22 protein-coding genes are annotated in these 22,235 nt (G+C 71.6%); 7 read left to right on the top strand and 15 right to left on the bottom strand.

Features of this window, described 5'->3' with window-relative positions; all coding sequences use genetic code 11:
* Positions 1-17: 17 nt before the first annotated feature.
* Positions 18-689, bottom strand: coding sequence for an endonuclease NucS (gene nucS / locus K7B10_RS14285; protein ID WP_030857179.1), 672 nt, complete (start codon positions 687-689; stop codon positions 18-20).
* A gap of 219 nt (positions 690-908) precedes the next feature.
* On the opposite strand from nucS, the gene K7B10_RS14280 reads away from it, so the two are divergent.
* Positions 909-1,301 carry an SCO5389 family protein gene (locus tag K7B10_RS14280; protein WP_030153794.1) on the top strand — a complete coding sequence of 131 codons (393 nt, stop codon included), beginning with the start codon at positions 909-911 and terminating at the stop codon, positions 1,299-1,301.
* 62 nt (positions 1,302-1,363) lie between these two features.
* On the opposite strand, the gene K7B10_RS14275 is transcribed toward K7B10_RS14280, so the two are convergent.
* Complete coding sequence (locus tag K7B10_RS14275; RefSeq protein ID WP_229336434.1) at positions 1,364-2,383, bottom strand: LLM class flavin-dependent oxidoreductase; 1,020 nt, start codon at positions 2,381-2,383, stop codon at positions 1,364-1,366.
* 241 nt (positions 2,384-2,624) lie between these two features.
* Between K7B10_RS14275 and K7B10_RS14270 the strand changes: the two genes are divergently transcribed.
* Positions 2,625-2,951: an Rv1322 family protein gene (locus tag K7B10_RS14270; protein ID WP_030857183.1), complete on the top strand. Its 327-nt coding sequence runs from the start codon at positions 2,625-2,627 to the stop codon at positions 2,949-2,951.
* Positions 2,952-2,964: 13 nt separating this feature from the next.
* On the opposite strand, the gene K7B10_RS14265 is transcribed toward K7B10_RS14270, so the two are convergent.
* The 7 genes from K7B10_RS14265 to mce all read right to left on the bottom strand — a co-directional run bounded on the left by K7B10_RS14265 (position 2,965) and on the right by mce (position 13,359).
* Positions 2,965-3,807 (bottom strand): ABC transporter permease, encoded by an 843-nt coding sequence (locus K7B10_RS14265; protein WP_229336433.1) that lies wholly within the window; start codon positions 3,805-3,807, stop codon positions 2,965-2,967.
* Positions 3,804-4,931, bottom strand: coding sequence for an ABC transporter ATP-binding protein (locus tag K7B10_RS14260; RefSeq protein WP_229336432.1), 1,128 nt, complete (start codon positions 4,929-4,931; stop codon positions 3,804-3,806). Before K7B10_RS14260 ends, K7B10_RS14265 begins: the two co-directional genes overlap by 4 nt.
* Before the next feature lie 188 nt (positions 4,932-5,119).
* Positions 5,120-5,899, bottom strand: coding sequence for an ABC transporter permease (locus tag K7B10_RS14255; protein ID WP_229336431.1), 780 nt, complete (start codon positions 5,897-5,899; stop codon positions 5,120-5,122).
* A gap of 2 nt (positions 5,900-5,901) precedes the next feature.
* Entirely contained in the window at positions 5,902-6,921 is a 1,020-nt protein-coding gene (locus K7B10_RS14250) for an ABC transporter ATP-binding protein (RefSeq protein ID WP_229336430.1), read from the bottom strand.
* Positions 6,922-7,070: 149 nt separating this feature from the next.
* The gene (locus K7B10_RS14245; RefSeq protein WP_030153801.1) at positions 7,071-8,009 is read right to left on the bottom strand and encodes a coiled-coil domain-containing protein; all 939 of its coding nucleotides are present in this window, start codon (positions 8,007-8,009) and stop codon (positions 7,071-7,073) included.
* Between the two features lie 193 nt (positions 8,010-8,202).
* The gene (scy, locus tag K7B10_RS14240) at positions 8,203-12,738 is read right to left on the bottom strand and encodes a polarized growth protein Scy (RefSeq protein ID WP_229336429.1); all 4,536 of its coding nucleotides are present in this window, start codon (positions 12,736-12,738) and stop codon (positions 8,203-8,205) included.
* 192 nt (positions 12,739-12,930) lie between these two features.
* Complete coding sequence (gene mce / locus K7B10_RS14235; RefSeq protein WP_229336428.1) at positions 12,931-13,359, bottom strand: methylmalonyl-CoA epimerase; 429 nt, start codon at positions 13,357-13,359, stop codon at positions 12,931-12,933.
* Positions 13,360-13,495: 136 nt separating this feature from the next.
* Between mce and K7B10_RS14230 the strand changes: the two genes are divergently transcribed.
* Positions 13,496-14,692 (top strand): acetyl-CoA C-acetyltransferase, encoded by a 1,197-nt coding sequence (locus K7B10_RS14230; protein WP_229336427.1) that lies wholly within the window; start codon positions 13,496-13,498, stop codon positions 14,690-14,692.
* A 58-nt stretch (positions 14,693-14,750) separates the two neighbouring features.
* On the top strand, positions 14,751-15,710 hold the full coding sequence (gene meaB / locus K7B10_RS14225; protein ID WP_030857200.1) for a methylmalonyl Co-A mutase-associated GTPase MeaB: 960 nt from the start codon (positions 14,751-14,753) through the stop codon (positions 15,708-15,710).
* Positions 15,711-15,790: 80 nt separating this feature from the next.
* On the opposite strand, the gene K7B10_RS41590 is transcribed toward meaB, so the two are convergent.
* The 6 genes from K7B10_RS41590 to K7B10_RS14200 form a co-directional block, all read right to left on the bottom strand.
* A complete protein-coding gene (locus K7B10_RS41590) occupies positions 15,791-15,865 on the bottom strand; it encodes a 50S ribosomal protein bL37 (protein WP_099895366.1) in 75 nt (24 codons plus the stop codon).
* Between the two features lie 94 nt (positions 15,866-15,959).
* Positions 15,960-16,523, bottom strand: a complete 564-nt coding sequence (locus K7B10_RS14220) for a PepSY domain-containing protein (RefSeq protein ID WP_229336426.1) — start codon at positions 16,521-16,523, stop codon at positions 15,960-15,962.
* A 139-nt stretch (positions 16,524-16,662) separates the two neighbouring features.
* Positions 16,663-17,139: a MarR family winged helix-turn-helix transcriptional regulator gene (locus K7B10_RS14215; RefSeq protein ID WP_229345023.1), complete on the bottom strand. Its 477-nt coding sequence runs from the start codon at positions 17,137-17,139 to the stop codon at positions 16,663-16,665.
* 63 nt (positions 17,140-17,202) lie between these two features.
* Positions 17,203-18,033 (bottom strand): AIM24 family protein, encoded by an 831-nt coding sequence (locus K7B10_RS14210; RefSeq protein WP_229336425.1) that lies wholly within the window; start codon positions 18,031-18,033, stop codon positions 17,203-17,205.
* On the bottom strand, positions 18,030-18,680 hold the full coding sequence (locus K7B10_RS14205; protein WP_099889418.1) for an AIM24 family protein: 651 nt from the start codon (positions 18,678-18,680) through the stop codon (positions 18,030-18,032). Before K7B10_RS14205 ends, K7B10_RS14210 begins: the two co-directional genes overlap by 4 nt.
* Positions 18,680-19,318, bottom strand: coding sequence for an AIM24 family protein (locus K7B10_RS14200; RefSeq protein WP_053689446.1), 639 nt, complete (start codon positions 19,316-19,318; stop codon positions 18,680-18,682). The genes K7B10_RS14205 and K7B10_RS14200 overlap by 1 nt, the downstream gene beginning before the upstream one ends.
* Before the next feature lie 172 nt (positions 19,319-19,490).
* On the opposite strand from K7B10_RS14200, the gene K7B10_RS14195 reads away from it, so the two are divergent.
* The 3 genes from K7B10_RS14195 to K7B10_RS14185 all read left to right on the top strand — a co-directional run bounded on the left by K7B10_RS14195 (position 19,491) and on the right by K7B10_RS14185 (position 22,234).
* A complete protein-coding gene (locus tag K7B10_RS14195; RefSeq protein ID WP_229336424.1) occupies positions 19,491-19,841 on the top strand; it encodes a DUF3817 domain-containing protein in 351 nt (116 codons plus the stop codon).
* Complete coding sequence (locus tag K7B10_RS14190) at positions 19,838-20,128, top strand: MTH1187 family thiamine-binding protein (protein ID WP_229336423.1); 291 nt, start codon at positions 19,838-19,840, stop codon at positions 20,126-20,128. The genes K7B10_RS14195 and K7B10_RS14190 overlap by 4 nt, the downstream gene beginning before the upstream one ends.
* Positions 20,129-20,437: 309 nt before the next feature.
* Positions 20,438-22,234, top strand: coding sequence for a glycosyltransferase family 2 protein (locus K7B10_RS14185; protein ID WP_229336422.1), 1,797 nt, complete (start codon positions 20,438-20,440; stop codon positions 22,232-22,234).
* The last annotated feature ends 1 nt before the right edge of the window (position 22,235 follow it).

The following is a 22,235-nucleotide window of genomic DNA, read 5'->3' as shown; positions in this document are numbered from 1 at the left end:
GGCGCGCCGCCGCGAGGTCAGAACAGGCGGAGCTTGTCGTCCTCGATGCCGCGGAGGGCGTTGTAGTCCAGTACCACGCAGTCCATGCCGCGGTCCGTGGCCAGAACGCGGGCCTGCGGCTTGATCTCCTGCGCCGCGAAGACGCCGCGCACCGGCGCCAGGTGCGGGTCCCGGTTCAGGAGTTCCAGGTAGCGGGTCAGCTGCTCGACGCCGTCGATCTCGCCGCGCCGCTTGATCTCCACGGCCACCGTCGCGCCGGAGGCGTCCCGGCACAGGATGTCCACCGGACCGATCGCCGTCATGTACTCGCGCCGGATCAGCGTGTAGCCGTCGCCCAGCGTTTCGATGCGGTCCGCCAGGAGCTCCTGGAGGTGCGCCTCCACGCCGTCCTTGATCAGACCCGGGTCGATGCCCAGCTCATGGGAGGAGTCGTGGAGGACTTCCTCCATGGTGATGATGAGCTTCTCGCCCGCCTTGTTGACGACGGTCCAGACGCCGGCCTCGTCCCCGCTCCCCTCCTTGAGGGTGCAGGGGGGCGACATCCAGTTGAGCGGTTTGTACGCCCGGTCGTCCGCGTGGATCGAGACACTGCCGTCGGCCTTCACGAGGATCAGACGGGGTGCCGAGGGCAGATGGGCGGTGAGCCGGCCCGCGTAGTCGACGGAGCAGCGGGCGATGACGAGACGCATGGTCGGCAACGCTACTCGACGAGAAGCCCTCCACGCGATTCGCCCCCGAAAGCCCCGTTCGCCGATGGCGCGTTGTATGCGCATTCTCCTGGTGCGCCACCCATGGGGCGCCTACCGTGGTGAGCGGGAGGTGGCGGAGCGTGCACTCTGCGTCGCGACCTCCTTCCCTGCCCGTAAGACTCCGGCAACCCAACGGCCGGGGTCGCGAGAGGAGAACCCATGTCGCTCGACGTCTCACCGGCCCTACTCGAACAGGCCGAGCGAGGCGAGGTCGACGAAGCCGCTTTCGTCGACTGCGTCCGGACCTCCCTGCCCTTCGCGTGGGAGATGATCAGCTCGCTGGTGGCCCAGCTGAAGGTGGACGGCGGAGAGTTCGCCGACAACCAGACGCCGCCGCCCGACGAGCAGGCGCGTGGACAGCTGCTGCGTGCTCTCGCGAGTGACGCGATACGTGGTGCGCTGCAGCGGCACTTCGGGGTGCGCCTGGCGTTCCAGAACTGCCACCGGGTGGCCGTGTTCCCGCTGGATCCCTCGTCGGACGACCGGCTCGCCAAGTTCACTTCGATCCGTGGCCAGCTGCTCAACCAGTCGCCCGAGCTCCGGGACTGCTGACCGACCGCACTTCGCTGCCGCTCCGTGTCGGGGGAGGTGCCATTGATACCGGGGCGGCAGCCTCAACCGAGACGGGGCAGGACCTCGGCGCCGAGGCGCCGTACGTTCTCCTCCGTCGCGGCGAGATCCCCGGAGCCCTCCGCCAGCAGCGCGAACCGCGTGATGCCCGTCCGCTCCGAGGTCGCGGCCAGCCGGTTCGCCGCCAGCCGCGGGGTACCCACGGGGTGCAGGTCGCACAGCAGCTCGGTGTAGGCGACGGGGTCCCGCATCGCGCGCTCCCGGCCGTCCACCGTCACGTGCGCGTCCAGCCCCTGCTTCAGCCAGCCCGGCATCGCCTTCAGCAGGGCCTCGCGGGCGTCCGCGGTACGGTCCGCCAGCTGGCACACGCCCGCCGACACGTGCGGGGCGTGCGGGTCGCGGCCCGCCGCCGCGGCCGTGCGCCGGTACAGCGCGACCATCTCCGCCTTGTCCTCGTCCCCGCAGTGCATGCCCAGCAGCATCGGCAGCCCCCGCTCGGCGGCCAGGCGCACCGACGCCGGGGAGGTGCACGCGACGATCACTTCCGGCCCTGATCCGTCCCCGTCCAGCGCCTCCGACGGGTGCGGTACGACGGCCACTTCGCGGAACCCGTACCGCTCGCCGCCGGCCGCCACCCGCGGCTCGGACAGCCAGCGCCGCAGCAGGTCGAGGCTCTCCGGGAACTCCTTCTCGTAGGCGTCCAGGCCGCCGCCGAACACCTCCAGGTCCACCCATGGCCCGCCCCGGCCCACCCCCAGGGTGAAGCGGCCGCCCGAGGTCAGGTGCAGCAGCGCCGCCTGCTCCCCGAGGGCCACCGGGTGCGTGTTCGGCAGCACGCTCACCGCCGTGCCCACCCGCAGCCGCCGGGTCCGGCCCAGCAGCAGGGCCGCCAGGGTCACCGCCGACGGGCAGACCCCGTACGGGACGAAGTGGTGCTCGGCGAGCCACACCGAGTCCAGCCCGGCCTCCTCGGCCACCTCCGCGGTCCGCACCGCCCGGTGCAGCGCCTCCCCCTGCCCCTGGCCCGGGAACTGGGCCGCCAGTACAAACGCTCCTACACGCATCGCCTTTACCTTCCTCGTGGCTGACGCGGCCTCCCCCAGGTGGACCGGCTCATCTGTTGGCAACAACGTCTGACACGTGCCAAAGGCACGGCCTGACACGAAAGTTATTGGGATAGTCAGGCCAACCGACTGCGAGCGCGTCGCGGTCGGCCGACCCCTGTCAGCCACCCTGCGGGTACCCGGCCTCGCTGCGCGTAGTCTGGGAGAAAGTCACTTCCGTCCGCCCATACGTGAGGTATACGTGTCACCGCGCCACAACCGCCCCAGGGGCGGCGAGACTCCGGACGAACGCCCCAGCACCGGTCTCGACCGGTACGGGCTTGAGCGCACGGAGGAGTACCAGGGCGAGGAGTGGAAGGTCCGGCACGTCGCGGGCGCGAGCGCGGCGGGCAAGCGCTACCGCTGCCCGGGCTGCGACCAGGAGATCCCCTCGGGCACCCCGCACCTGGTGGCCTGGCCGGAGTACGGCGGCGTGGACGACCGCCGGCACTGGCACAAGGCCTGCTGGAACGCGAAGGACCGCCGCACCTCAAGGGTGCAGCGGTCCAGGAACGCTCCCAAGTACTAGCGGGTACCGGCGCTCAGACGTCGCGGCGGCCGACCACCGCGTACGAGCCCGCCACCGCGGCCCCCGTCACCACCAGGATCAGCAGCAGCTGGAGGGCGTTTCCGGGCGCGTTCCCGGTGTCGGCGTTCGGCAGGCCGAACAGCCCCATCACGGCGACCGGGGCGTTGTACCGCAGGATGACGCTGCCGAGCGGGGCCAGGGTCTCCCACATGCTGAGCATGCCCCCGACCACCGGCGGCAGCGTGACCAGTCCGAGCATCACGGCGATCGCTCCGGCGGAGTGCCGCAGCATGGCCCCGACCGCGAGGGCGAGGACGCCGAGCAGGGTGACGTAGACGCAGCCGGCCAGCGCCCGGGCCCATTCGCCACCGCCGTGCGCCCCGGCGCCCGCGCCGCCCCGCAGGATCGCGGAAGCGAGGCCCACGACCGCCACCGACCCGGCGACGGCGGCGAAGGCGACGCCGGCGAAGACGAGGTACTTCGCGGTCAGCACCCGCGCCCGGTCGGGGGCGGCGGTGAACGTCGTACGGATCATGCCCGTGCCGTACTCGGAGCTGATCGTCAGGACGCCGAGCACCATCACGGAGATCTGTCCCACCAGGAGCCCGAACAGCGCGGGCGCCGTGAGCGGCACCTCCTGGAAGTCGGTCGCGCGCGTCTCGGCGACGGCCAGCACGCCGATACCGACGACGAGCAGCACCAGCGAGCCGAGCGTCCACACGGTCGAGCGCACCGAGATCATCTTCGTCCACTCGGAGGCCACGGCGTGCCCCAGGTGGGGCCGGGGGGTCTCCAGCGGCGAGCTGTAGCTCTTCGGCCGGTCCGCGGTGCCCGCGGTGTTCGTGGGGCCGGTCATCGGGTTTCCTCGCGGGTGTCCTCGGTGGTGGTCCGGTCGGTGCCGGCGAGCTCGCCGGGGTTGCTGGGCATCAGGAAGGGCTGCCCGCCCGCTCCGGGCGGCGGGGGAGCGAAGAAGGCGCCCCGCGGCACCTCGGGCGCCTGGAGCCCGTCCTCCCAGGCGGGGACGGTCAGGGGCTCGGGCTCCCACAGCTCGGCGCGCGGGTCCTCGGTGGAGGTGTACTCCACGTCGGCCTGGGTCATCCGCATGTACGCCTCCTCCAGCGAGGCCCGGTGCGGGGACAGCTCCCACAGCCGTACGCCGGCCTCGTGGGCGAGGTCGGAGATCCGGGGGAGGTCCAGGCCGGTCACGCGCAGTGTTCCCTCGGGCTCCTGGAGGACCCGGCCGCCGGCTTTGGTCAGGGCTTCACCCAGTGCATCCCGGCCAGCGTGATCATTGTCGGCCGCGCGCACCCGCGCGAATCCGGCCGAGTTGTGCGCGATGAATTCCTGGGTGCCCATGTCGGCCAGCAGCCGCCCGCGGCCGATCACGATGAGGTGGTCGGCGGTCAGCGCCATCTCGCTCATCAGATGTGAGGAGACGAACACGGTGCGGCCCTCGGCGGCGAGCCGGCGCATGAGCGTGCGGACCCAGAGGATGCCCTCGGGGTCGAGCCCGTTGACCGGCTCGTCGAAGAGCAGCACCTGGGGATCGCCGAGGAGGGCGGCGGCGATGCCGAGCCGCTGGCCCATGCCGAGCGAGAAGCCCTTCGTACGCTGCCGGGAGACGTCCTGGAGGCCGACGACGGCCAGCACCTCGTCCACGCGCTTCTCCGGGATGCCGGAGAGCTGGGCGAGGGAGAGCAGGTGCCTGCGGGCGCGGCGGCCGCCGTGCACGGCCTTGGCGTCGAGGAGGGCCCCGACGTGCCGCTGGGCGTTCGGCAGCTGCCGGAAGGGCAGGCCGTTGATCGTCACGCTGCCCGAGGTGGGCCGGTCCAGGCCGAGGATCATGCGCATGGTGGTGGACTTCCCGGAGCCGTTCGGCCCCAGGAAACCCGTCACGTGACCCGGCCTGACCTGGAAGGACAGCTGGTCGACGGCGGTCTTGGCGCCGTAGCGCTTGGTCAGGCCGACAGCCTCGATCATTGCTCTGCCTCTGCTCTGCCCCTTGCCAGGACCGGACGGCTTTCGTCCGCGTAAGGGTTAAGAGGATATCGAGTCGCCTACGGTTCCACCCCGGACCGGATCCCTGAGCTGTCCCTGACTCCGACCCGGGGATGACCCGTAGTACGTGAGGCGTCCGCCGCGGGACGGACGCCTCACGTGCGCGGGGATCAGGCGTCGCGCTTCTTCAGCACCAGGTAGCCGCCGAGCACGGAGGCCAGCACCCACAGCGCCATGATCCCGAAGCCGCCCCACGGCCCGTAGGGGGCCTCGCCGCTGTCCATCGCCCCCGGGACCACCTGCATGATCTTGGAGCCGGCCTGGTCCGGGAAGTACTGGGCGACCTTCCGCGTGGCGCTGACCGCCCCGAGGATCGTCGAGACCAGGAAGAAGAACGGCATCAGGATGCCGAGCGACAGCATCGAGCTGCGCAGGATCGTCGCCACGCCCATCGAGAACAGGGCGATCATGGCCATGTAGAGGCCGGCGCCGACCACGGCCCGAAGGACGTTCGGCTCGTCGATGCCGATGCTGCGGTCGCCCAGGATGGCCTGCCCCAGGAAGAAGGACAGGAAGCTGGTGACCAGGCCCACGACCAGCGCGAGGCCGGTGGCCACGATCAGCTTGCCGGCCAGGAAGCTCGCCCGGCGCGGTACGGCGGCCAGCGAGGTGCGGATCATGCCCGAGCTGTACTCGGTGCCCACCACCAGCACACCGAAGACGATCATGGCGAGCTGACCGAGGGTCATGCCCGCGAAGCTGGCCAGGGTCGGGTCGAAGGTGACCTGCTGCTCCTTCGGCATGTCGTTGAAGGTGGCGTTGAAGACGGCGCACAGGCCGGCGCTCACGCCGACCGTGACCACCAGCGCGGCGACCAGGGTCCAGGTGGTGGAGGCGACCGTACGGATCTTGGTCCACTCGGACCGGAGAACGGCGGGGAAGGAGGACATGGTCACTGCCCGCCCTTGCGCGTCGCCTCGTACCCGGTGCCCCACGCGGGGGCGTCGGCCGGCCGGGCGGCGTTGTCCGCGGGGCCGGGCCCCGGAGGCAGCCCCGGTTCTCCCGGTGCGTGGGCGTGGTACTCGACGGAGTCCGCCGTCATGCGCATGAACGCTTCCTCCAGTGACGCCCGTTGCGGGCTGAGTTCGTGCAGCACGATCTGGTGCTGCGCGGCCAGCTCGCCGAGCCGCTCCACGGCGACGCCGTCGATCTCCAGCACGCCGGTGGCCGGGACGCTGATCGCGTCGATCCCGGCTTCGTGCAGGACGTCCTTGAGCCGCTCCTGCTGCGGGGAGCGCAGCCGGACGTAGCTGCGCGAGTTCTTGTGAATGAAATCAGCCATAGACATGTCGGCCAAAAGCTTTCCCTGGCCGATGACGATCAAATGGTCCGCGGTCAGCGCCATTTCGCTCATCAGGTGGGACGAGACGAAGATCGTCCGCCCCTCGGCCGCCAACCCCTTCATGAGATTTCGGATCCAGAGAATTCCCTCCGGGTCCAGACCATTGACGGGCTCGTCGAACATGAGGATCTCCGGATCACCCAGCAGGGCGGAGGCGATTCCCAGCCGCTGGCCCATGCCCAGCGAAAATCCTTTCGACTTCTTCTTCGCCACGGCTGTCAGCCCGACGAGATCCAGCACCTCCGCGACCCGGCGCTCCGGGATGCGGTTCGACTGGGCAAGGCAGAGAAGGTTGTTGTAAGCGCTGCGGCCACCGTTCATGGCCTTCGCGTCCAGCAGCGCACCGATGTGCTTCAGCGGCTCCGGCAGGTCCCGGTAGTGCTTCCCGTCGATCCGGACCGTACCGCTGGTCGGGTTGTCGAGGTCGAGCATCATGCGCATGGTCGTGGACTTCCCGGCCCCGTTGGGGCCGAGGAAGCCGGTCACCACCCCCGGTCTGACCTGGAAGCTGAGGTGGTCCACGGCGGTCTTCGCGCCGAATCGTTTCGTAAGGCCCTCAAGCTCGATCATGCCGCTCACGCTAGAACGCCCGAGGGCCCCACGCCACCTCAAACAGGTGACACAGGGCCCTCGGGCAGGACGTTCGTCCACGGGCCGGTAGACGGAGGCGGTCCGACCGGTCGACCGCCGGTGAACTGCCGCGCCCGCTACCGCGCGTACTAGCGGCTCTGCTGCGCCGGAACGCCGCGGGTGACCGGCTCGTCGTCGACGATCGGGTTGGCCGCCGCGACGGCCGCGCCGGTCAGCGTCGCCAGCATCTCGCGGACGTTGGTGAGCTGGGCGTTGATCGAGTCGCGGCGGTTGGTGAGCGCCGCCAGCTCGCGCTCGGACTCGCTGCGGATGCGGTCGGCCTTCGCATTGGCGTCGGCGACGATGTCCTCGGCCTGGCGCTGCGCGGTCTCCACCGTCTGGCGGGCGCGGCGCTCGGCGTCGGTACGGAGCTTCTCGGCTTCCAGGCGCAGCTGCTCGGCGCGGTGCTCGATCTCCGCGAGGCGCTTCTCGGCCTTGGCCTGACGCGAGGCCAGGTCGCGCTCGGACTGCTCGCGGCGCTTGGCGAGGTTCGTCTCGAAGTCCGCGGCGGCCTGGGCGGCCTTGGCGCGGGTCTCCTCGAACAGGGCGTCGGCCTCCTCGCGCTTGGAGGCGGCGTCCTTCTGGGCCTCGGCGCGCAGGGTGGAGGCGTCGCCCTTGGCCTTCTCGACGATGCGGACGCCCTCGTCCTCCGCCTTCGACTTGCGGTCGGCGGCGAACGACTCGGCGTCGTTGCGCACCTGCTGGGCAGCCGACTCGGCGAGCTCGCGGTGCTGCTCGGCCGCGCGACGGGCCTCCTCGCGCAGGTCCTTCGCCTCCTCCTCGGCCAGGCGCAGGATCTTCTCGACCCGGGCGCCGAGGCCGGCGTACGACGGCTCGGCGTCGCTCACCTGGGCCTGGGCGTTCTGCGTCTCGAGGTGCAGCTCCTCGATCCGCTTTTCCAGAGAGTTGATACGTCCAAGGGCGCTGTCGCGGTCGGAGACCAGCTTGGTAATGCGGTCGTCCACCTGACCGCGGTCGTAACCACGCCGCACGAGCTCGAAGCCGAAGGGGGAGGAAGTGTCGCTCATGGGGTTCCTGTCGAATGAGACCGATGAGGTGCTACGTGAGGTGTTAGGGGAATCCTAGGCGCCCGAGCGGCGTGTCATCGAGTCAATCCACGTTTGATCTGGACAATGACACCCCTTTTGAGTGGCAAGACGACAGAATGCTTGTCACTCGTTCGGCTGAACCTTCATCAGGAACACACATCTTGAGCGATTGCTAGCCCTCCGACGCCTTGCCACCCGAACGAGTGGAACCGGCAGTGGCTCCGGCCTTCACGCCCCCCGCGCCCTGACCGCCGACCGCCGGCTTTCCGCCGCCCGAAGGCGCCTCGAATGATTCCAACGCCTCAAGAACGTCCTGGACACGGGAGATCTCCGCCTGAATGTCCTCGCGCCTGCGCACCAGGACCTCCAGCTCACGGCGGCCCTCGTCGACCAGCCGCTCGGCCTCCGCCTTCGCCTCCGAGAGGGCCTTGTCGGCCTCCCGGGTCACCTCGGCCTTCTTCTGCTCGGCCTCCTTGAGCAGCGCCTCCGCCTTGCGGACCGCCGCGATGCGGACCTTGCTCGCCTCGCTGCTCGCGTCCGACACCAGCGCCTTGGCCTTCGCCTCGGCCTCGACGCTCTGCTCGGTCGCCGCCCGCACCAGCTTGTCCACGCGCTCGCCGGCCGACTTCATCTGCTCGGCGGACTCCCGGCGGGCCCGCTCGTGCAGCTCCTCGACCTCGGCCTCGACGCGGGAGCGCAGCTCCTCCGCCCGCTCCCTTATGGCGGCCGCGTCCGTGCGCGCACCGACCAGCAGCTCGTCCGCGTCCGTACGGGCCTTCTCCACCAGGGAGTTGCCCTCGACGGTCGCCTCCGAGGAGATCCGCGCGGCCTCCTTGCGGGCCGCGGCGACCATCGCGTCGGCCTGCTCCTCGGCCGCCGTCGTGGCCGCCAGGGCCTGCGCCTGCGCGTCGCCGGTGAGCTTGTCCGCCTCGGCCGCCGCCTCGGTGATGAGCCGGTCCACCTGCTCCGCGGCCTCGCTGCGCCGCTTGTTGGCGGCTTCGCGGGCCTCGTCCAGCAGCCGCTCGGACTCCGTGCGGGCCTCCGTACGGATGCGCTCCGCGGCCGTCGCCGCCTCGGCCTTGACGCGCTCGGCTTCCGAGCGGGTACGGGTCGCGTGCTCCTGCGCCGAGGCCAGGGCCTCCGAGGCCTCCGCACGCAGCCGTTCGGCCTCGGACTGCGCCTCGCCGACCGTGCGCTCGTTGTCCTTGCGGGTCTGCTCGGTGAGCTGGTCCGCCTCGGACGCCGCCTCCGTGATGAGCCGGTCCGCCTGTTCGGCGGCCTCGCTGCGCAGCCGGTTCGCCTCCGCGCGCGCCTCGTCGAGCGTCTGCTCCGACTCCCGCTCGGCGCTCGCCAGCGTCTCGTTCGCCGCGACCGTGACCCGGTCGGCCTCCGCGGTGGCCTCGCCGATGATCCGGCCGCCCTCCGCACGGGCGTCGTCCAGGGTCCGCGCCGCCTCGGCGCGCAGCCGCTCGGCCTCGGCCGCGGCCTCGCCGACCGTGGCCTCGTTGGCCGCACGCGTCTCGTCGACCAGCCGGTCGCCCTCGTTGCGGGCGTCGACCAGGACCCGCGCCGCGTCCCGCTCGGCCGCGGCCAGCATGTCGGACGCCTGGCGGGTGAGCCGCTCGGCCTTCGCCTTCGCCTCGCCGACCGCGCTCTCGTTCGCGGCGCGCGTCTCCTCGGTGAGCTTGTCCGCCTCGGAGGCGGCCTCGGTGATGAGCCGGTCCGCCTGCTGGGCCGCCTCCGTACGCAGCCGGTTGGCCTCGGAACGGGCCTCGTCCAGGGTGCCCGCCGCCTCGGCGCGGGTGGCGTCGGCCGCCAGCGCCGCCTCGGTGGTGAGCCGCTCGGCCTCCGCCGCGGCCTCGCCGACCGTCACCGCGTTCGCGGCCTCGGCCTCGTCGGTCAGCCGCTTCGCCTCCGCCGTCGCCTCCGCGACGATCCGGCCGCCCTCGGCGCGCGAGGACTCCAGGGCCTCCGCCGCCTCGCCGCGGATCCGGTTCGCGTCTTCCCGGGCGTCGGCCCGGGTGCGGGCCGCGTCGCGCTCGGCCGCGGCCAGCGCGTCCGTCGCCTCCGTACGGACGCGCTGCGCGTACTCGGCGGTGTCGCCGCGCAGCTGCTCCGCCTCGGCGATCGCGTCGCCGACCGTACGCTCGGCCAGCGCCTTCGCCGCGTCCGTCTCGGCCCGCGCCTCGGTGCGGATCCGGTTGGCGTCCCCGGTGGCCCGCTCGCGCTCGTCGTAGGCGTCCGCGCGGACCCGAGCGGCCTCTTCCTCGGCCTCCGTCTTCGTACGCTCCGCCGCGTGCTCGGCGGCGCTGCGCAGCCCTGCGATCTCCTCCTCGGCCTGCTCGTGCAGACCGGCGACGGCGTCCCGCACCTGCTGGGCGGTGGCCTCCGCCGCCGACACCAGCTCCGCGGCGCGCCGCTCCGCCTCCTCGGTCAGGCGGGCCGCCTCGGCCTGCGCCTCCTCCGAGCGCTTGCGGGCCGAGGCCAGCAGTTCCTCGCTCTGCTCGCGGGCCTGGGCCCGCTCGCTGTCCGCGTCCGTACGGGCCGACGCCAGGGTCTCCTCGGCCTCCCGGCGGCGCCGGGCGGCCTCCTCCTGCGCGGCGGCCAGCGCCTCGGCGGCCTCCGCGGCGACCCGCTCGGCGGCGGCCTTCGCCTCCGCGCGCAGCCGGTCCGCGGTCTCCTGGGCCTCCGAGCGCACCCGCTCCGCCTCGGACTCCGCCTCGCTGCGCAGCCGTACGGCGACCTGCTCGGCCTCCGCGCGGGTGCGCCCGGCGTCGTCCGCCGCGTCCGTGCGCAGCTGGTCGGCTTCCGCCTCCGACTGCGCCTGGAGGGTGCGGATCCGCTCCGCCGACTCGGCGCGCAGCCGGTCAACCTCCTCCGCGGTCTCCCGGCGGATGTTCTCCGCCGCCCCGCGGGCGTCGCGCAGCGTCTGCTCGGCCGTGCCCAGCCGGCTCTCGGCCTCGGCGTGCAGGCGGACGAGCTCCTCGTCGGCCTCCGCCCGCTTGGCCGCGAGGGCCTGCTCGGTCTCCTCGCGCCGCGCACGGACCGCCGCGTCGGCCTCGGCCCGGACGGACTCCGCCTGCTCCTCGGCTTCGGCGCGCAGCCGCTCCGCCTCGGCGCGGGTCCGCTCCAGCGTCTCCTCGGCCTGCTTGCGCAAGGTGGTGGCGCGTTCGACGGCCTCGGCGCGGACCCGTTCGCTCTCGGCGCTCGCGCCGCCGCGCAGCTCGTCCGCGTCCGACTTGGCCTTGCCGAGGAGCTCCTCGGCGGTGCGGGCCGCCTCCTCGATCTGCTGGACGGCCTCGCGGCGCGCCTCGCCGCGGATGCGCTCGCCCTCGGCGACGGCCTCCGCGCGCAGCTGCTCGGCCTCGCCGCGCAGCCGCCGGGCCTCCTCCTGGAGCTCGACCGTCCGGGCCCGGTACTCCTCGGTGTCGTCCTTCGCCGCGCCCTTGAGCTCGTCGGCCGTGGCCGCCGCCTGGGCGCGCAGCCGCTCCGACTCGGACTCGGCCTCGCGGCGGATCCGCTCGGCCTCCTCGGAGGCGGCGCGGGTGGTGGCCCGCGCGTCCTCCGAGGCCTTGTTCAGTACGTCCTCCGCGGTGCGGGCCGCCTTCGCCAGCTGTGCGGCCGTGTCCTCGGCCGCCGCCGCGCGGGCCTGCTCCGCGGCCTCCGCGCGCAGCCGCTCCACGCCGGCGCGGGCGTCGGCGAGGGTCTGCTCGGCCTCGGCCTTGAGGACCTCGGCCTCCTTGGTGGCCTCGCCGACCAGCCGGGCCACCTGTTCCTTGGCGGTGCGGGTGCGCTGCTCGTTCACCGACTCCGCCGAGGCGAGCTGCCGGGCGGCGCTCTCCTTGGCGTCCGCGAGCAGCTTCTCGGCCTCGGAGCGCGCGGCGCGCAGGGCGTTGTCGGCCTCCTGGACCCGCTGCTCGGCCACCCGGCCGAGGTCGAGGGTCTGCTGCCGGGTCTGCTCGGCCTCGGCGCTGCTGCTCGTGCGCAGCCGCTCGGCGTGCTCGGTGGCCTCCTGGGCCTGCGCGGAGGCGGCGGTCAGCAGCCGCTCGGCCTCCTTGCGGGCGCGCAGCAGGGTCGCCTCGGTCTCCGCACGGGCGGCCTCGGCGTCGGCGGTCAGCCGGCGGCGGGTCTCCTCGGCGATGCGGGCGGCCTCGGCACGGGCCGCGTTCAGGGACTGCTCGGCCTCGGCGCGCGACTCGTCCATGAGCCGGCGGGCCTGGGACTCCGTACGGGCGCGCAGCTGCTCGGCCCAGGCCACGTTCTCGTTGACGTGCGCCTCGACGGTCTGGCGGCGCTCGTTGAGCTCCTGGTCCAGGCGCTGGCGGCGGTTGACGGCCTCGGCGTGCAGCTCGGCCTGCAGGCGCGCCTGGTGCTCGGCGTGCTCCTGGAGGATGCGCTGCGTCTGCGCCCGGGCGTCGCGCAGTTCGCGCTCGGCGTCCGAGCGCATCTGGTCGGCCTGGATCTGGGCGTTGCGGAGCAGCTGCTCCGCCTGGTAGCCCATGTCCGCACTGTCGTAGGCGGGGCGGGACGCCAGATTGCGGCGCACCTCGTGGAGCTTGGCGCGCAGCACCTCGACTTGGTAGCCGAGGTCTTCGGCGTGCTGGACGGCCTTCCCGCGCTCCTTCTTCAGCCGCTCCATCTCGGCTTCGAAGCGCGAGAGATGGTCGGCTTCAGCCTGATGGCTCTCCTGGCTTTCGTAGCCCCGCACAGCGCGGTCCCATCCGTCCCCTGGTCGCAAGCTCACTCCCAATTGAGCATCGCTCGCCCGCTGAACGACGCCCCCGGGGAATGGTGTCAGATACCGGGGCAGGGGTCACAGGCCCCGACCCCGTCTCCGCACCGAACCCCGGCCGAGCCATGGCCACTCTACCGGCCGGGGAATCGGGCCATCAGTGGTCCGTCAGTGGTCGGGGTTCGAGGTGACCAGTTCGGTGAGGACTCCGTGGCAGTCCTTGGGGTGCAGGAAGGTGATCGAGGAGCCCATGGAGCCCGTGCGGGGCTGGTCGTAGAGGACCCTGACGCCCTTGCCGCGGATGGCCTCCGAGTCGCCCTGGACGTCCTCGGTGCCGAAGGCGATGTGGTGCACACCCTCGCCGTTCTTGGCCAGCCATTTGCCCACGGCGGAGTCCTCGCGGGTGGGTTCGAGGAGCTGGAGGTAGGAGGCGCCGCCGTCGGAGGTCTCGTTGATCTTGAGCATGGCCTCGCGCACTCCCTGCTCCTCGTTGACCTCGGTGTGGAACACCTCGAAGCCGTACGTGGCACGGTAGAACTCGACAGTCTTGTCCAGGTCGAAGCAGGCGATCCCGATGTGGTCGATTCTTGTCAGCATGGGACCAGTGCACCGCTGCGGAGGCCGGTCACGCAACGTGCCAGCGATCACACCGACTGGCCGGTGACGGCGCGGGTACTGCTCAGTACATTCATGTAAACCCTCGTTCACCCTCATCTTCAAGGGGCTGTGCTCCATGTCCGGAACGAACAACACCACGTCAGTGATCGTCGCCGGGGCCCGCACCCCCATGGGGCGGCTGCTCGGCTCGCTGAAGTCCTTCTCGGGCGCCGACCTCGGCGGGTTCGCCATCAAGTCCGCGCTGGAGCGGGCGGGCATCGCCGGCGACCAGGTGCAATACGTGATCATGGGCCAGGTGCTGCAGGCCGGTGCGGGCCAGATCCCGGCCCGCCAGGCGGCGGTCAAGGGCGGCATCCCCATGAACGTCCCGGCGCTCACGATCAACAAGGTGTGCCTCTCGGGCCTCGACGCGATCGCGCTGGCCGACCAGCTCATCCGCGCGGGCGAGTTCGACATCGTGGTCGCGGGCGGCCAGGAGTCCATGACCAACGCCCCGCACCTGCTGCCGAAGTCTCGAGAGGGCTTCAAGTACGGCGCGATCGAGATGCTGGACGCGATGGCCTACGACGGCCTCACCGACGCCTTCGAGAACATCGCGATGGGCGAGTCCACGGAGAAGCACAACGCCCGCCTGGGCATCGAGCGCGCCCCGCAGGACGAGTTCGCCGCCACCTCGCACCAGCGTGCCGCCGCCGCGCAGAAGAACGGCGTCTTCGACGCCGAGATCACCCCGGTCGAGATCCCGCAGCGCAAGGGCGACCCGGTCCTCTTCTCCCAGGACGAGGGCATCCGCCCGGAGACCACGGTCGAGTCCCTCGGCAAGCTCCGCCCCGCGTTCGCGAAGGACGGCACGATCACGGCCGGCACCTCCTCGCAGATCTCCGACGGCGCCGCCGCGGTGGTCGTGATGAGCAAGGCGAAGGCCGAGGAGCTGGGTCTGGAGTGGATCGCCGAGATCGGCGCCCACGGCAATGTGGCCGGTCCCGACAACTCGCTGCAGTCGCAGCCGTCGAACGCGATCCTGCACGCCCTGAAGAAGGAGGGCCTCCAGGTCTCCGACCTGGACCTCATCGAGATCAACGAGGCCTTCGCGGCGGTCGCCGTGCAGTCAATGAAGGACCTCGGCGTCACGCCGGAAAGGGTGAACGTCAACGGTGGCGCCATTGCCCTGGGCCACCCGATCGGCATGTCCGGCGCCCGCGTGGTGCTGCACCTCGCGCTGGAGCTCAAGCGCCGGGGCGGCGGGATCGGCGCGGCCGCGCTGTGCGGCGGCGGCGGCCAGGGCGACGCCCTGATCGTCCGCGTTCCGTAAGGCGGCAGTCCGCAGAAGCAGTCCTTAATCCCTACCCGAACCGAGGAGCGCAGCACGTATGACGGTGGACGTCCCCCAGCTGGTGGCCCAGGCGCGTGAGGGCAGGCCGAGAGCGGTGGCCCGGCTGATCTCGCTGGTCGAGGGGGCGTCCCCGCAGCTGCGCGAGGTGATGGCGGCCCTGGCCCCGCTGACGGGCGGGGCGTACGTGGTGGGCCTGACCGGCTCCCCGGGCGTCGGCAAGTCCACGTCCACCTCGGCGCTGGTCTCCGCGTACCGCAAGGCCGGCAAGCGGGTCGGCGTCCTCGCCGTCGACCCGTCCTCGCCGTTCTCCGGCGGTGCACTGCTCGGAGACCGGGTCCGGATGTCGGACCACGCTTCCGACCCCGGGGTCTACATCCGCTCCATGGCCACCCGTGGCCACCTGGGCGGTCTCGCCTGGGCGGCCCCGCAGGCGATCCGGGTGCTGGACGCGGCGGGCTGCGAGGTGATCCTGGTCGAGACGGTCGGGGTCGGGCAGTCGGAGGTGGAGATCGCCTCGCAGGCCGACACCTCGGTGGTGCTCCTGGCCCCCGGGATGGGCGACGGGATCCAGGCCGCCAAGGCGGGCATCCTGGAGATCGGCGACGTCTACGTGGTGAACAAGGCGGACCGGGACGGCGCCGACGCCACCGCCCGGGAGCTGAACCACATGCTGGGCCTCGGGGAGTCCCGGGGCGCGGGCGACTGGCGGCCGCCGATCGTCAAGACGGTCGCGGCGCGCGGCCAGGGCATCGACGAGCTGGTCGAGGCCCTGGAGAAGCACCGGGCGTGGATGGACGAGCGCGGGGTGCTGGCCGAGCGCCGTACGGCCCGGGCGGCGCGCGAGGTGGAGACCATCGCGGTGACGACCCTGCGGGCCCGGATGGCCGACGTGCGCGGGGACGCGCACCTCGACGCCCTCGCGGCCCGGGTCGCGGCCGGCGAGCTGGACCCGTACGCGGCCGCGGACACGCTCCTGGCGACGCTGACGGAGTCCTGAGCGGCCGCAGGCGTACGCACGCGAGAGCCGCGCCCCGGTCTTCGGGGGCGCGGCTCTCGTACGTCTGCGGGACGGACCGGTCAGGCGTTGGGACGCTTGCCGTGGTTCGCCTTCTTCTTCTTGCGTGCTCGCTTCTTGTTGCCGCGCTTGGCCATGACGCCACTCCCTCGAAGATCGGGGTAATCCGGGCGTTCGCCAGTCTAGGGGCGCCCGATCCGGTCCGCACGGGAACCCGTGGACCGGCGCGTTTCAGTTGCCGTCGTCGTCGGAGTCCGATCCGGACACCGTCGCCTTGCCCGACGTGGCGTCGACGTGGACGTTGGTGGTCCTGTTCCCGGACTGGATCTCCACGTTCCAGTAGCGGGAGCCGTTGTCGTCATCGTCGTCCCATTCCACGGACCGGACCTGGCCGGAATGGGCGGCCACGGCCGCCTTCATCGCCTGCTGGGCGGTGACCTTCGCGGAGACCAGCGCCTTGTTCCCGCCGTCGTCGCCGTCCGTGTCGTCGGCGTTCTCGGTGAACACCTTGCCGCTGCGGGTGTCGACCGTCAGTTCCGCGTGCTTGCCGTTCTTGCCGATGACGTCGACGTGCCAGACGGCGCCGTCCCTGTCGAGGGACTCCACGACACCGGGGTACTTCTTCAGCGCCGCGGCGACCGCGCCCGCGGCGTCCACGTCGGCGCGGACCGGGGCGGCCGCGGGGGCGGTTCCCGCCGAGTCGGCGGTGTGCGCGGCGGCGGCCACCGCCGGGCCCCCGGCGATCAGGGCGACGGCCGCGGCCGTCGCGACGCGGGCCTTGTGCTTGCGGTGCATGGCTGACCTCCTCTGGCCGGCCATGCGCTTACGGTTGCTCGGCGGGCGGCCGGCGAGCGAGCGTTACCCCTCATTCTCGGGGCGGCCGCCGCGGACGGCACCCCGGACGGGCGCCGTCGGCGGCGGTACCGGGCCGGTGTCAGGCCATGCCGCGCTCGTCCCGCAGGTGCGCCGCGACCGGCTCCAGCGAGGCGCGCAGCGCCGCCAGGGCCTCCGGTGGCAGCAGGTCGATGAAGTGCCGGCGGACGGACGCCACGTGGTGCGGGGCGACCTTCCGCATGAGCTCCATGCCCGCGTCGGTCAGGACGGCGTACAGGCCCCGGCGGTCGGACTCGCAGTTCACCCGGACGACCAGGCCCGCCGTCTCCATGCGGGTGATCTGGTGGGACAGCCGGCTCTTGGACTGGAGCGTCGACGTCGCGAGATCGCTCATCCGCATCCGGTGACCCTGCGACTCCGAGAGGTTCACCAGGATCTCGTAGTCGTTGTTGGTGAGTCCGAAGGGCTGGAGATCCTTTTCCAGCTGGTGCATCAGCAGCCTGCTGACGTCCAGGTGGGTGCGCCAGGTGCACTGCTCGGCCTCGGTCAGCCAGCGTGTGGCCGTCTCGGTCTCCATGGTCTCCATGAATGAACTCTACCTAAGAAGTTGAATTACGTACAAAAAGGGAAGTGGAATCTGTCAGAGTCCCAGGCGCCGCTGGAGGTCGCCCAGCTGTCCCGGCATGCGCGGCACGCCCAGCTGCCCCAGCGGACCCTGCTGCCCGTGGCCGCCGCCGTACCCGGCGCCGGGCACGCCCGCCGACTCCGCGCCGGCGCCGACGGCCCCGATCGCCTGCTCCGCCATCAGCGTCTCCGAAGACTGCAGCAGCACCGTCCCGGCCCCGACGAACTCGAACTGGTGTTCCTCGCCGGAGCTGCCGCCGATGCCCGTCAGTGACCGCAGCCCGCCGAGGACCCCCGACATGTAGCCGTGGTCGTAGTGGTGGCAGGGCGACGGGCAGTCCGCCCAGCCCACCAGCGCCTGCGGGTCCACGCGCAGCGGCGGCTCCATGAACACCACCGGTCCGTTGGACGCCGCCACGAACTTCCCCGTTCCGATCAGGGTCAGGAACCCCGGCACGATCGACTGCTTCAGGGCGAGCGTGGGCTGGTAGGCCAGCAGGTTGCCCGACCGGATCGTCAGGTTTCCATTGTCCAGGTCGTACGAGTTCACGTCGAACGCCCGGTCGGCCAGCAGCATCTTCCCCGAGCCCTCGGCCACCACCCAGTCGGCGGCGTGCATCGGCGAGTGGAAGCTGGTGCGCAGCAGCCGGTCGAAGCGGCCGTTGCCGACGCCGTTGAACTCCATGCGCCCGTAGTAGGCGATCATCTTGCCCTTCTGCAGGAACCACTGGCTCCCCTTGAGCTCCACGCAGAAGGTGTAGGCGTTCACGTTGTCGTCGGAAGGCAGGGTGTGCGGGTCGAAGACCGTCGGGCCGCCGGGCCCGCCGATGACAGGACCAAAGTTCACAGCTTCTCCTCCGAGGCCTGCACGTACACCGCTCCCTGTCCCGACAGCTCCAGCTGGAAGGCCTCGCCCGAGCCGCGCCCCACCATGTCCCGCCAGCCGAGCGCGGTGGAGAGCTTGTTCCTGACGTCCCCGTGGTGGGCCACGTACGCCTGCGGGTCGACGTGGACCGGCCGGTTCGGGGTGATGGGCAGCTCGATGACCCCGCCGTGGGCCATGACGGCGACCGAGCCGTGCCCCTTGAGGGTGGTGGTGAACAGGCCCTGGCCGGTCACCTGGCCGCGGACCATGCCCATGACACCGCCCTGCGAGCCCATGAACATCGTGCCCTGCTGGAGCGTGCCGTCGAAGGCGAGCAGCCGGTCGGCCTCGACGTACAGGGTCTCGCCGGTCAGATTGATCACCTGGATGTGGTGGCCGCCGTGGCCGAACATCACGGTGCCGCTGCCCTCGACCGACATCAGCGGGGTCTGCTCGTTCGCCACGCGGCGCCCGATCATGCCCATCACCCCGCCCTGACCGCCGGTCAGGCTCGGGGTGAAGGAGACGTCGCCGCGGTACGCGAGCATCGCGCCGCGCTGGCTGAACATCCGCTGCCCCGGGATCACCTGGGCCTCGACCATCTTCGAGTTGATCTCGCGGAACGGCATCAGATGTCGCCCCCGATGGTGTTGCGCTCGCTGGGCTGCACGTAGACCAGGCCCTCGCCCTCGAAGCGGATCTGGAAGGCCTCGCCCGAGCCCTCGCCGATCAGGGTCCGGAAGTTGATCCCCGACTGGAAGGACTGCTGGAGGTTCCCGGTGTGCGCGATGTACGCCCCCGGGTCGACGGAGAGCGGGTACTGGGCGCTGACGCGCAGTACGACCGCCGGGCCGTCGGACATGATCGCCGCCTGCCCGGAGCCCTCGACGGTGGTGGTGAACAGGCCGTTGCCCGTCGCCCCGCCGCGCAGGCCGGTGAAGGTCGTGCCGGTGCGCAGGCCGGCGTCGGTGCACAGCAGGTTGCTGGACTCGACGTAGAGCTTCTCACCGCGCAGGTTCACCAGGTTGATCTCGCTCGCGCGGTCGGCGAAGAAGCAGGTGCCGTGCCCCTGCACTTCCATCACGGTCATCTGCTCACCCGTCAGTCGACGGGTCACCATGCCCCGGAGGCCTTCGCCGCCGCCGGTCATCTTCTTGAAGGCCATCTGACCGTCGTACGCGACCATGGAGCCGTTCTTCGCTTTCACGGCATCCCCGGTCAGGTCGACGGCGAGCACCTTGCTGCCTTGGAGTCGGAACTGAGCCACGGGATGACGTTATCGGCAGCGGGCGGAGGCGAACAGGGCCCGGTGGCCGATATCCGGCGACTGCGGCATCTCGCACACTCGGGACGCGGCGCCGCGGCGGCCCCGCCGCAAGATCGGTCAGGGCGGCTGAGAGACTGGAACCGACCCCCGGCCACCACCCCGAAGGCTCATCGTGGACATCAAGACCGCTTCCGCCCTGCACCGGCTGCGCCTCATCTCCGTACCGGAGGCGCTGTCGTTCCCGGCCCTGCTGATCTTCGGATCGGTGCTGAGCCGCATCTCCGACATCGACTACCTGATGATGCCGCTCGGCATCCTGCACGGGATCCTGTTCGTCATCTACGCGGTCTTCCTGCTGGACGTGTGGAACAAGGCGAAGTGGCCGGTCAAGAAGGTCGCCCTGTTCTTCCTGCTGGCAGTGCTGCCCTTCGGCGGCCTCTACGGCGACAAGCTCCTCAAGCGCGAGGAGGCCGACAGCGTCATGGCGGCCCGCGCCCGGCGCGAGGCGGCGAACGCCGCGTGATCGTCGCGTTCTCGGTGACCCCGCTGGGAGTCGGTGAAGAGGTCGGCGAGTACGTGGCCGACGCGGTGCGCGTCGTGCGGGAGTCGGGACTGCCGAACCGCACGGACGCCATGTTCACCTCGGTCGAGGGGGAGTGGGACGAGGTGATGGACGTGGTCAAGCGCGCGGTGGCGGTCGTGGAGGAGCGGGCGCCGCGCGTCTCCCTGGTCCTCAAGGCCGACATCCGCCCCGGGGTGGTCGACGGGCTGACGTCCAAGGTGGAAACGGTGGAGCGCCACCTGGCCTGAGGGCCGTCCCGTCATCCCCGGCGGGCGCGCGGCGCCAGCTACGGCACCTCGCCGCGTTGTCGGGATCGCCCGAATGCGCCCGGTACGAGGACGGCCCTTCGCCTTGCGATGCACCGCATCTGACGCCGCGCTGACACCGCGGATTACGGGACAGCCCTCAGGCCGTGTCTTTCGGATCACGCCACCCGGACGGCCCTGTCCGGGGGCGGGTTCACGGAACCCCCCGTTCGGCCGAGCCCCGTTCGACATGCCCAGGGTTTGTCACCTTTTGTGGTGATATAACCCTGGGCTTCGAGCACTGGAGGGGCCGTGCGGCCGGAAGGCTTCGACTACGAGACCCACAGCCGCCTCGCCGGTCCGTTCACGGACCCGGACCCCACCGCCGGCGCCTACCGGGTGGGTTACCGCTCGCTGTTGTCGCGCGAGCAGCTCCGCACCCGAATACGCGCCGTCCTCCTCATGGCCCTGGCTCCCGTCGCCGCGGCCGGGCTGCTGCTCTACCTCGTCTGGCCCACGCACCGGACCGTACGCGAGGGCGGCGAGCGCTGGCTGATCCGGCTCGACGCCGTGATGCTCTGCTCCATCGCGCTGATCATGCTCTTCATGCTGGTCAACGTCCTGTCGGTGGCCCACGCCACGATGGTCGCCCGCGACCCCGTACCGGTGCCGCCCCAACCCGGCACCAAGGTCGCCTTCCTGACCACGTACGTCCCCGGCAAAGAGCCGATCGCCATGGTGCGGGGCACCCTCCTGGGCGCGGTCGCCCTGCGGCACGACGGCCCGCTCGACGTATGGCTGCTCGACGAGGGGGACGACCCCGAGGTCCGGGCCCTGTGCGCGGAGCTCGGCGTCCGGCACTTCACCCGCAAGGGCGTCGCCGGCTGGAACACCCGCGAGGGCCCCCACCGCGAGCGCACCAAGCACGGCAACTACAACGCCTGGCTGGTCGCGCACGGCGACGACTACGAGTTCTTCGCCTCCGTCGACACCGACCACGTCCCGCTGCCGAACTTCCTGGAGCGGATGCTCGGCTACTTCCGCGACCCGGACATCGCCTTCGTCGTCGGCCCGCAGGTGTACGGCAACTACACCGGCGCCGTCACCAAGGCCGCCGAATCCCAGCAGTACCTCTTCCACGCCCTGATCCAGCGCGCCGGCAACCGCTACGGCGCCCCCATGTTCGTCGGCACCAACAACGCCGTGCGGATCAGCGCCCTCAAACAGGTCGGCGGGCTCTACGACTCCCTCACCGAGGACATGGCCACCGGCTTCGAGCTGCACCGTCGGCGCAATCCGGCCACCGGGCGGTTCTGGAGGTCCGTCTACACCCCCGACGTCCTCGCCGTCGGCGAGGGTCCGGCCTCGTGGACCGACTTCTTCACCCAGCAGCTGCGCTGGTCGCGCGGGACCTACGAGACCCTTTTCCGGCAGTACGGGAAAGGCTTCTTCCGGATGCCCCCGGGGCGGGCGCTCAACTACACCCTGATGCTCGTCTACTACCCGATGACGGCCGTCAACTGGCTCCTCGGCATCCTCAGCTGCGTCCTGTTCCTGTGGTTCGGCGCCTCCGGCACCCAGGTCTCCTCCGAGGTGTGGCTCATGCTCTACACCGACGCCGCCGCCCTCCAGGTGGGCCTGTACCTGTGGAACCGCCGCCACAACGTCTCCCCCCACGAGCCCGAGGGCTCCGGCGGGCTGGCCGGCATGGCGATGTCCGCCGTCTGCGCCCCCGTCTACCTCGCCTCGCTCGCCTCGGCCCTGCTGCGCACCCGGGGCGGATTCGTCGTCACCCCCAAGGGCGGCGACTCCAGCCCCGACCGGCTGCTCACCTTCCGGACCCACCTCGGCTGGGCCGCCGTTCTCGCCCTCTCCCTCGCCGCCTCGGTCCGCCTCGGCCACACGCACGCGGCGATGCGCACCTGGGCGGTGCTCGCCCTGCTGATCGCCCTCGCGCCGGTGGCCGTGTGGGCCTGGACCCTGCTGCGCGAGCGCCGGGGCCGGGCCGCCGCCCCCGCCCGGACCGCCGGATCCCTGGACCTCGGGCTCGGCCGCGGGCCGGGCGAGGAGCCGGAGCCGGTGTTCGCCACGCCGACGGGAGGGAACTGAC

The organism is Streptomyces flavotricini (assembly GCF_020639365.1).
Taxonomy (GTDB): Bacteria; Actinomycetota; Actinomycetes; order Streptomycetales; family Streptomycetaceae; genus Streptomyces; species Streptomyces flavotricini.
The sequence above is the reverse complement of the archived record's forward strand: the minus strand, read 5'-3'. Positions and strand labels throughout refer to the sequence as shown.

Bases quoted from the DNA above. Each gene is read 5' to 3' on its own strand.
- mce (WP_229336428.1), bottom strand. From the start codon at position 13,359: ATGCTGACAAGAATCGACCACATCGGGATCGCCTGCTTCGACCTGGAC.
- K7B10_RS14245 (WP_030153801.1), bottom strand. From the start codon at position 8,009: ATGAGCGACACTTCCTCCCCCTTCGGCTTCGAGCTCGTGCGGCGTGGT.
- K7B10_RS14215 (WP_229345023.1), bottom strand. From the start codon at position 17,139: ATGGAGACCGAGACGGCCACACGCTGGCTGACCGAGGCCGAGCAGTGC.
- nucS (WP_030857179.1), bottom strand. From the start codon at position 689: ATGCGTCTCGTCATCGCCCGCTGCTCCGTCGACTACGCGGGCCGGCTC.
- K7B10_RS14220 (WP_229336426.1), bottom strand. From the start codon at position 16,523: ATGCACCGCAAGCACAAGGCCCGCGTCGCGACGGCCGCGGCCGTCGCC.
- K7B10_RS14230 (WP_229336427.1), top strand. From the start codon at position 13,496: ATGTCCGGAACGAACAACACCACGTCAGTGATCGTCGCCGGGGCCCGC.
- K7B10_RS14275 (WP_229336434.1), bottom strand. From the start codon at position 2,383: ATGCGTGTAGGAGCGTTTGTACTGGCGGCCCAGTTCCCGGGCCAGGGG.
- meaB (WP_030857200.1), top strand. From the start codon at position 14,751: ATGACGGTGGACGTCCCCCAGCTGGTGGCCCAGGCGCGTGAGGGCAGG.
- K7B10_RS14280 (WP_030153794.1), top strand. From the start codon at position 909: ATGTCGCTCGACGTCTCACCGGCCCTACTCGAACAGGCCGAGCGAGGC.
- K7B10_RS14250 (WP_229336430.1), bottom strand. From the start codon at position 6,921: ATGATCGAGCTTGAGGGCCTTACGAAACGATTCGGCGCGAAGACCGCC.
- K7B10_RS14255 (WP_229336431.1), bottom strand. From the start codon at position 5,899: ATGTCCTCCTTCCCCGCCGTTCTCCGGTCCGAGTGGACCAAGATCCGT.
- K7B10_RS14265 (WP_229336433.1), bottom strand. From the start codon at position 3,807: ATGACCGGCCCCACGAACACCGCGGGCACCGCGGACCGGCCGAAGAGC.
- K7B10_RS14260 (WP_229336432.1), bottom strand. From the start codon at position 4,931: ATGATCGAGGCTGTCGGCCTGACCAAGCGCTACGGCGCCAAGACCGCC.
- K7B10_RS14205 (WP_099889418.1), bottom strand. From the start codon at position 18,680: ATGCCGTTCCGCGAGATCAACTCGAAGATGGTCGAGGCCCAGGTGATC.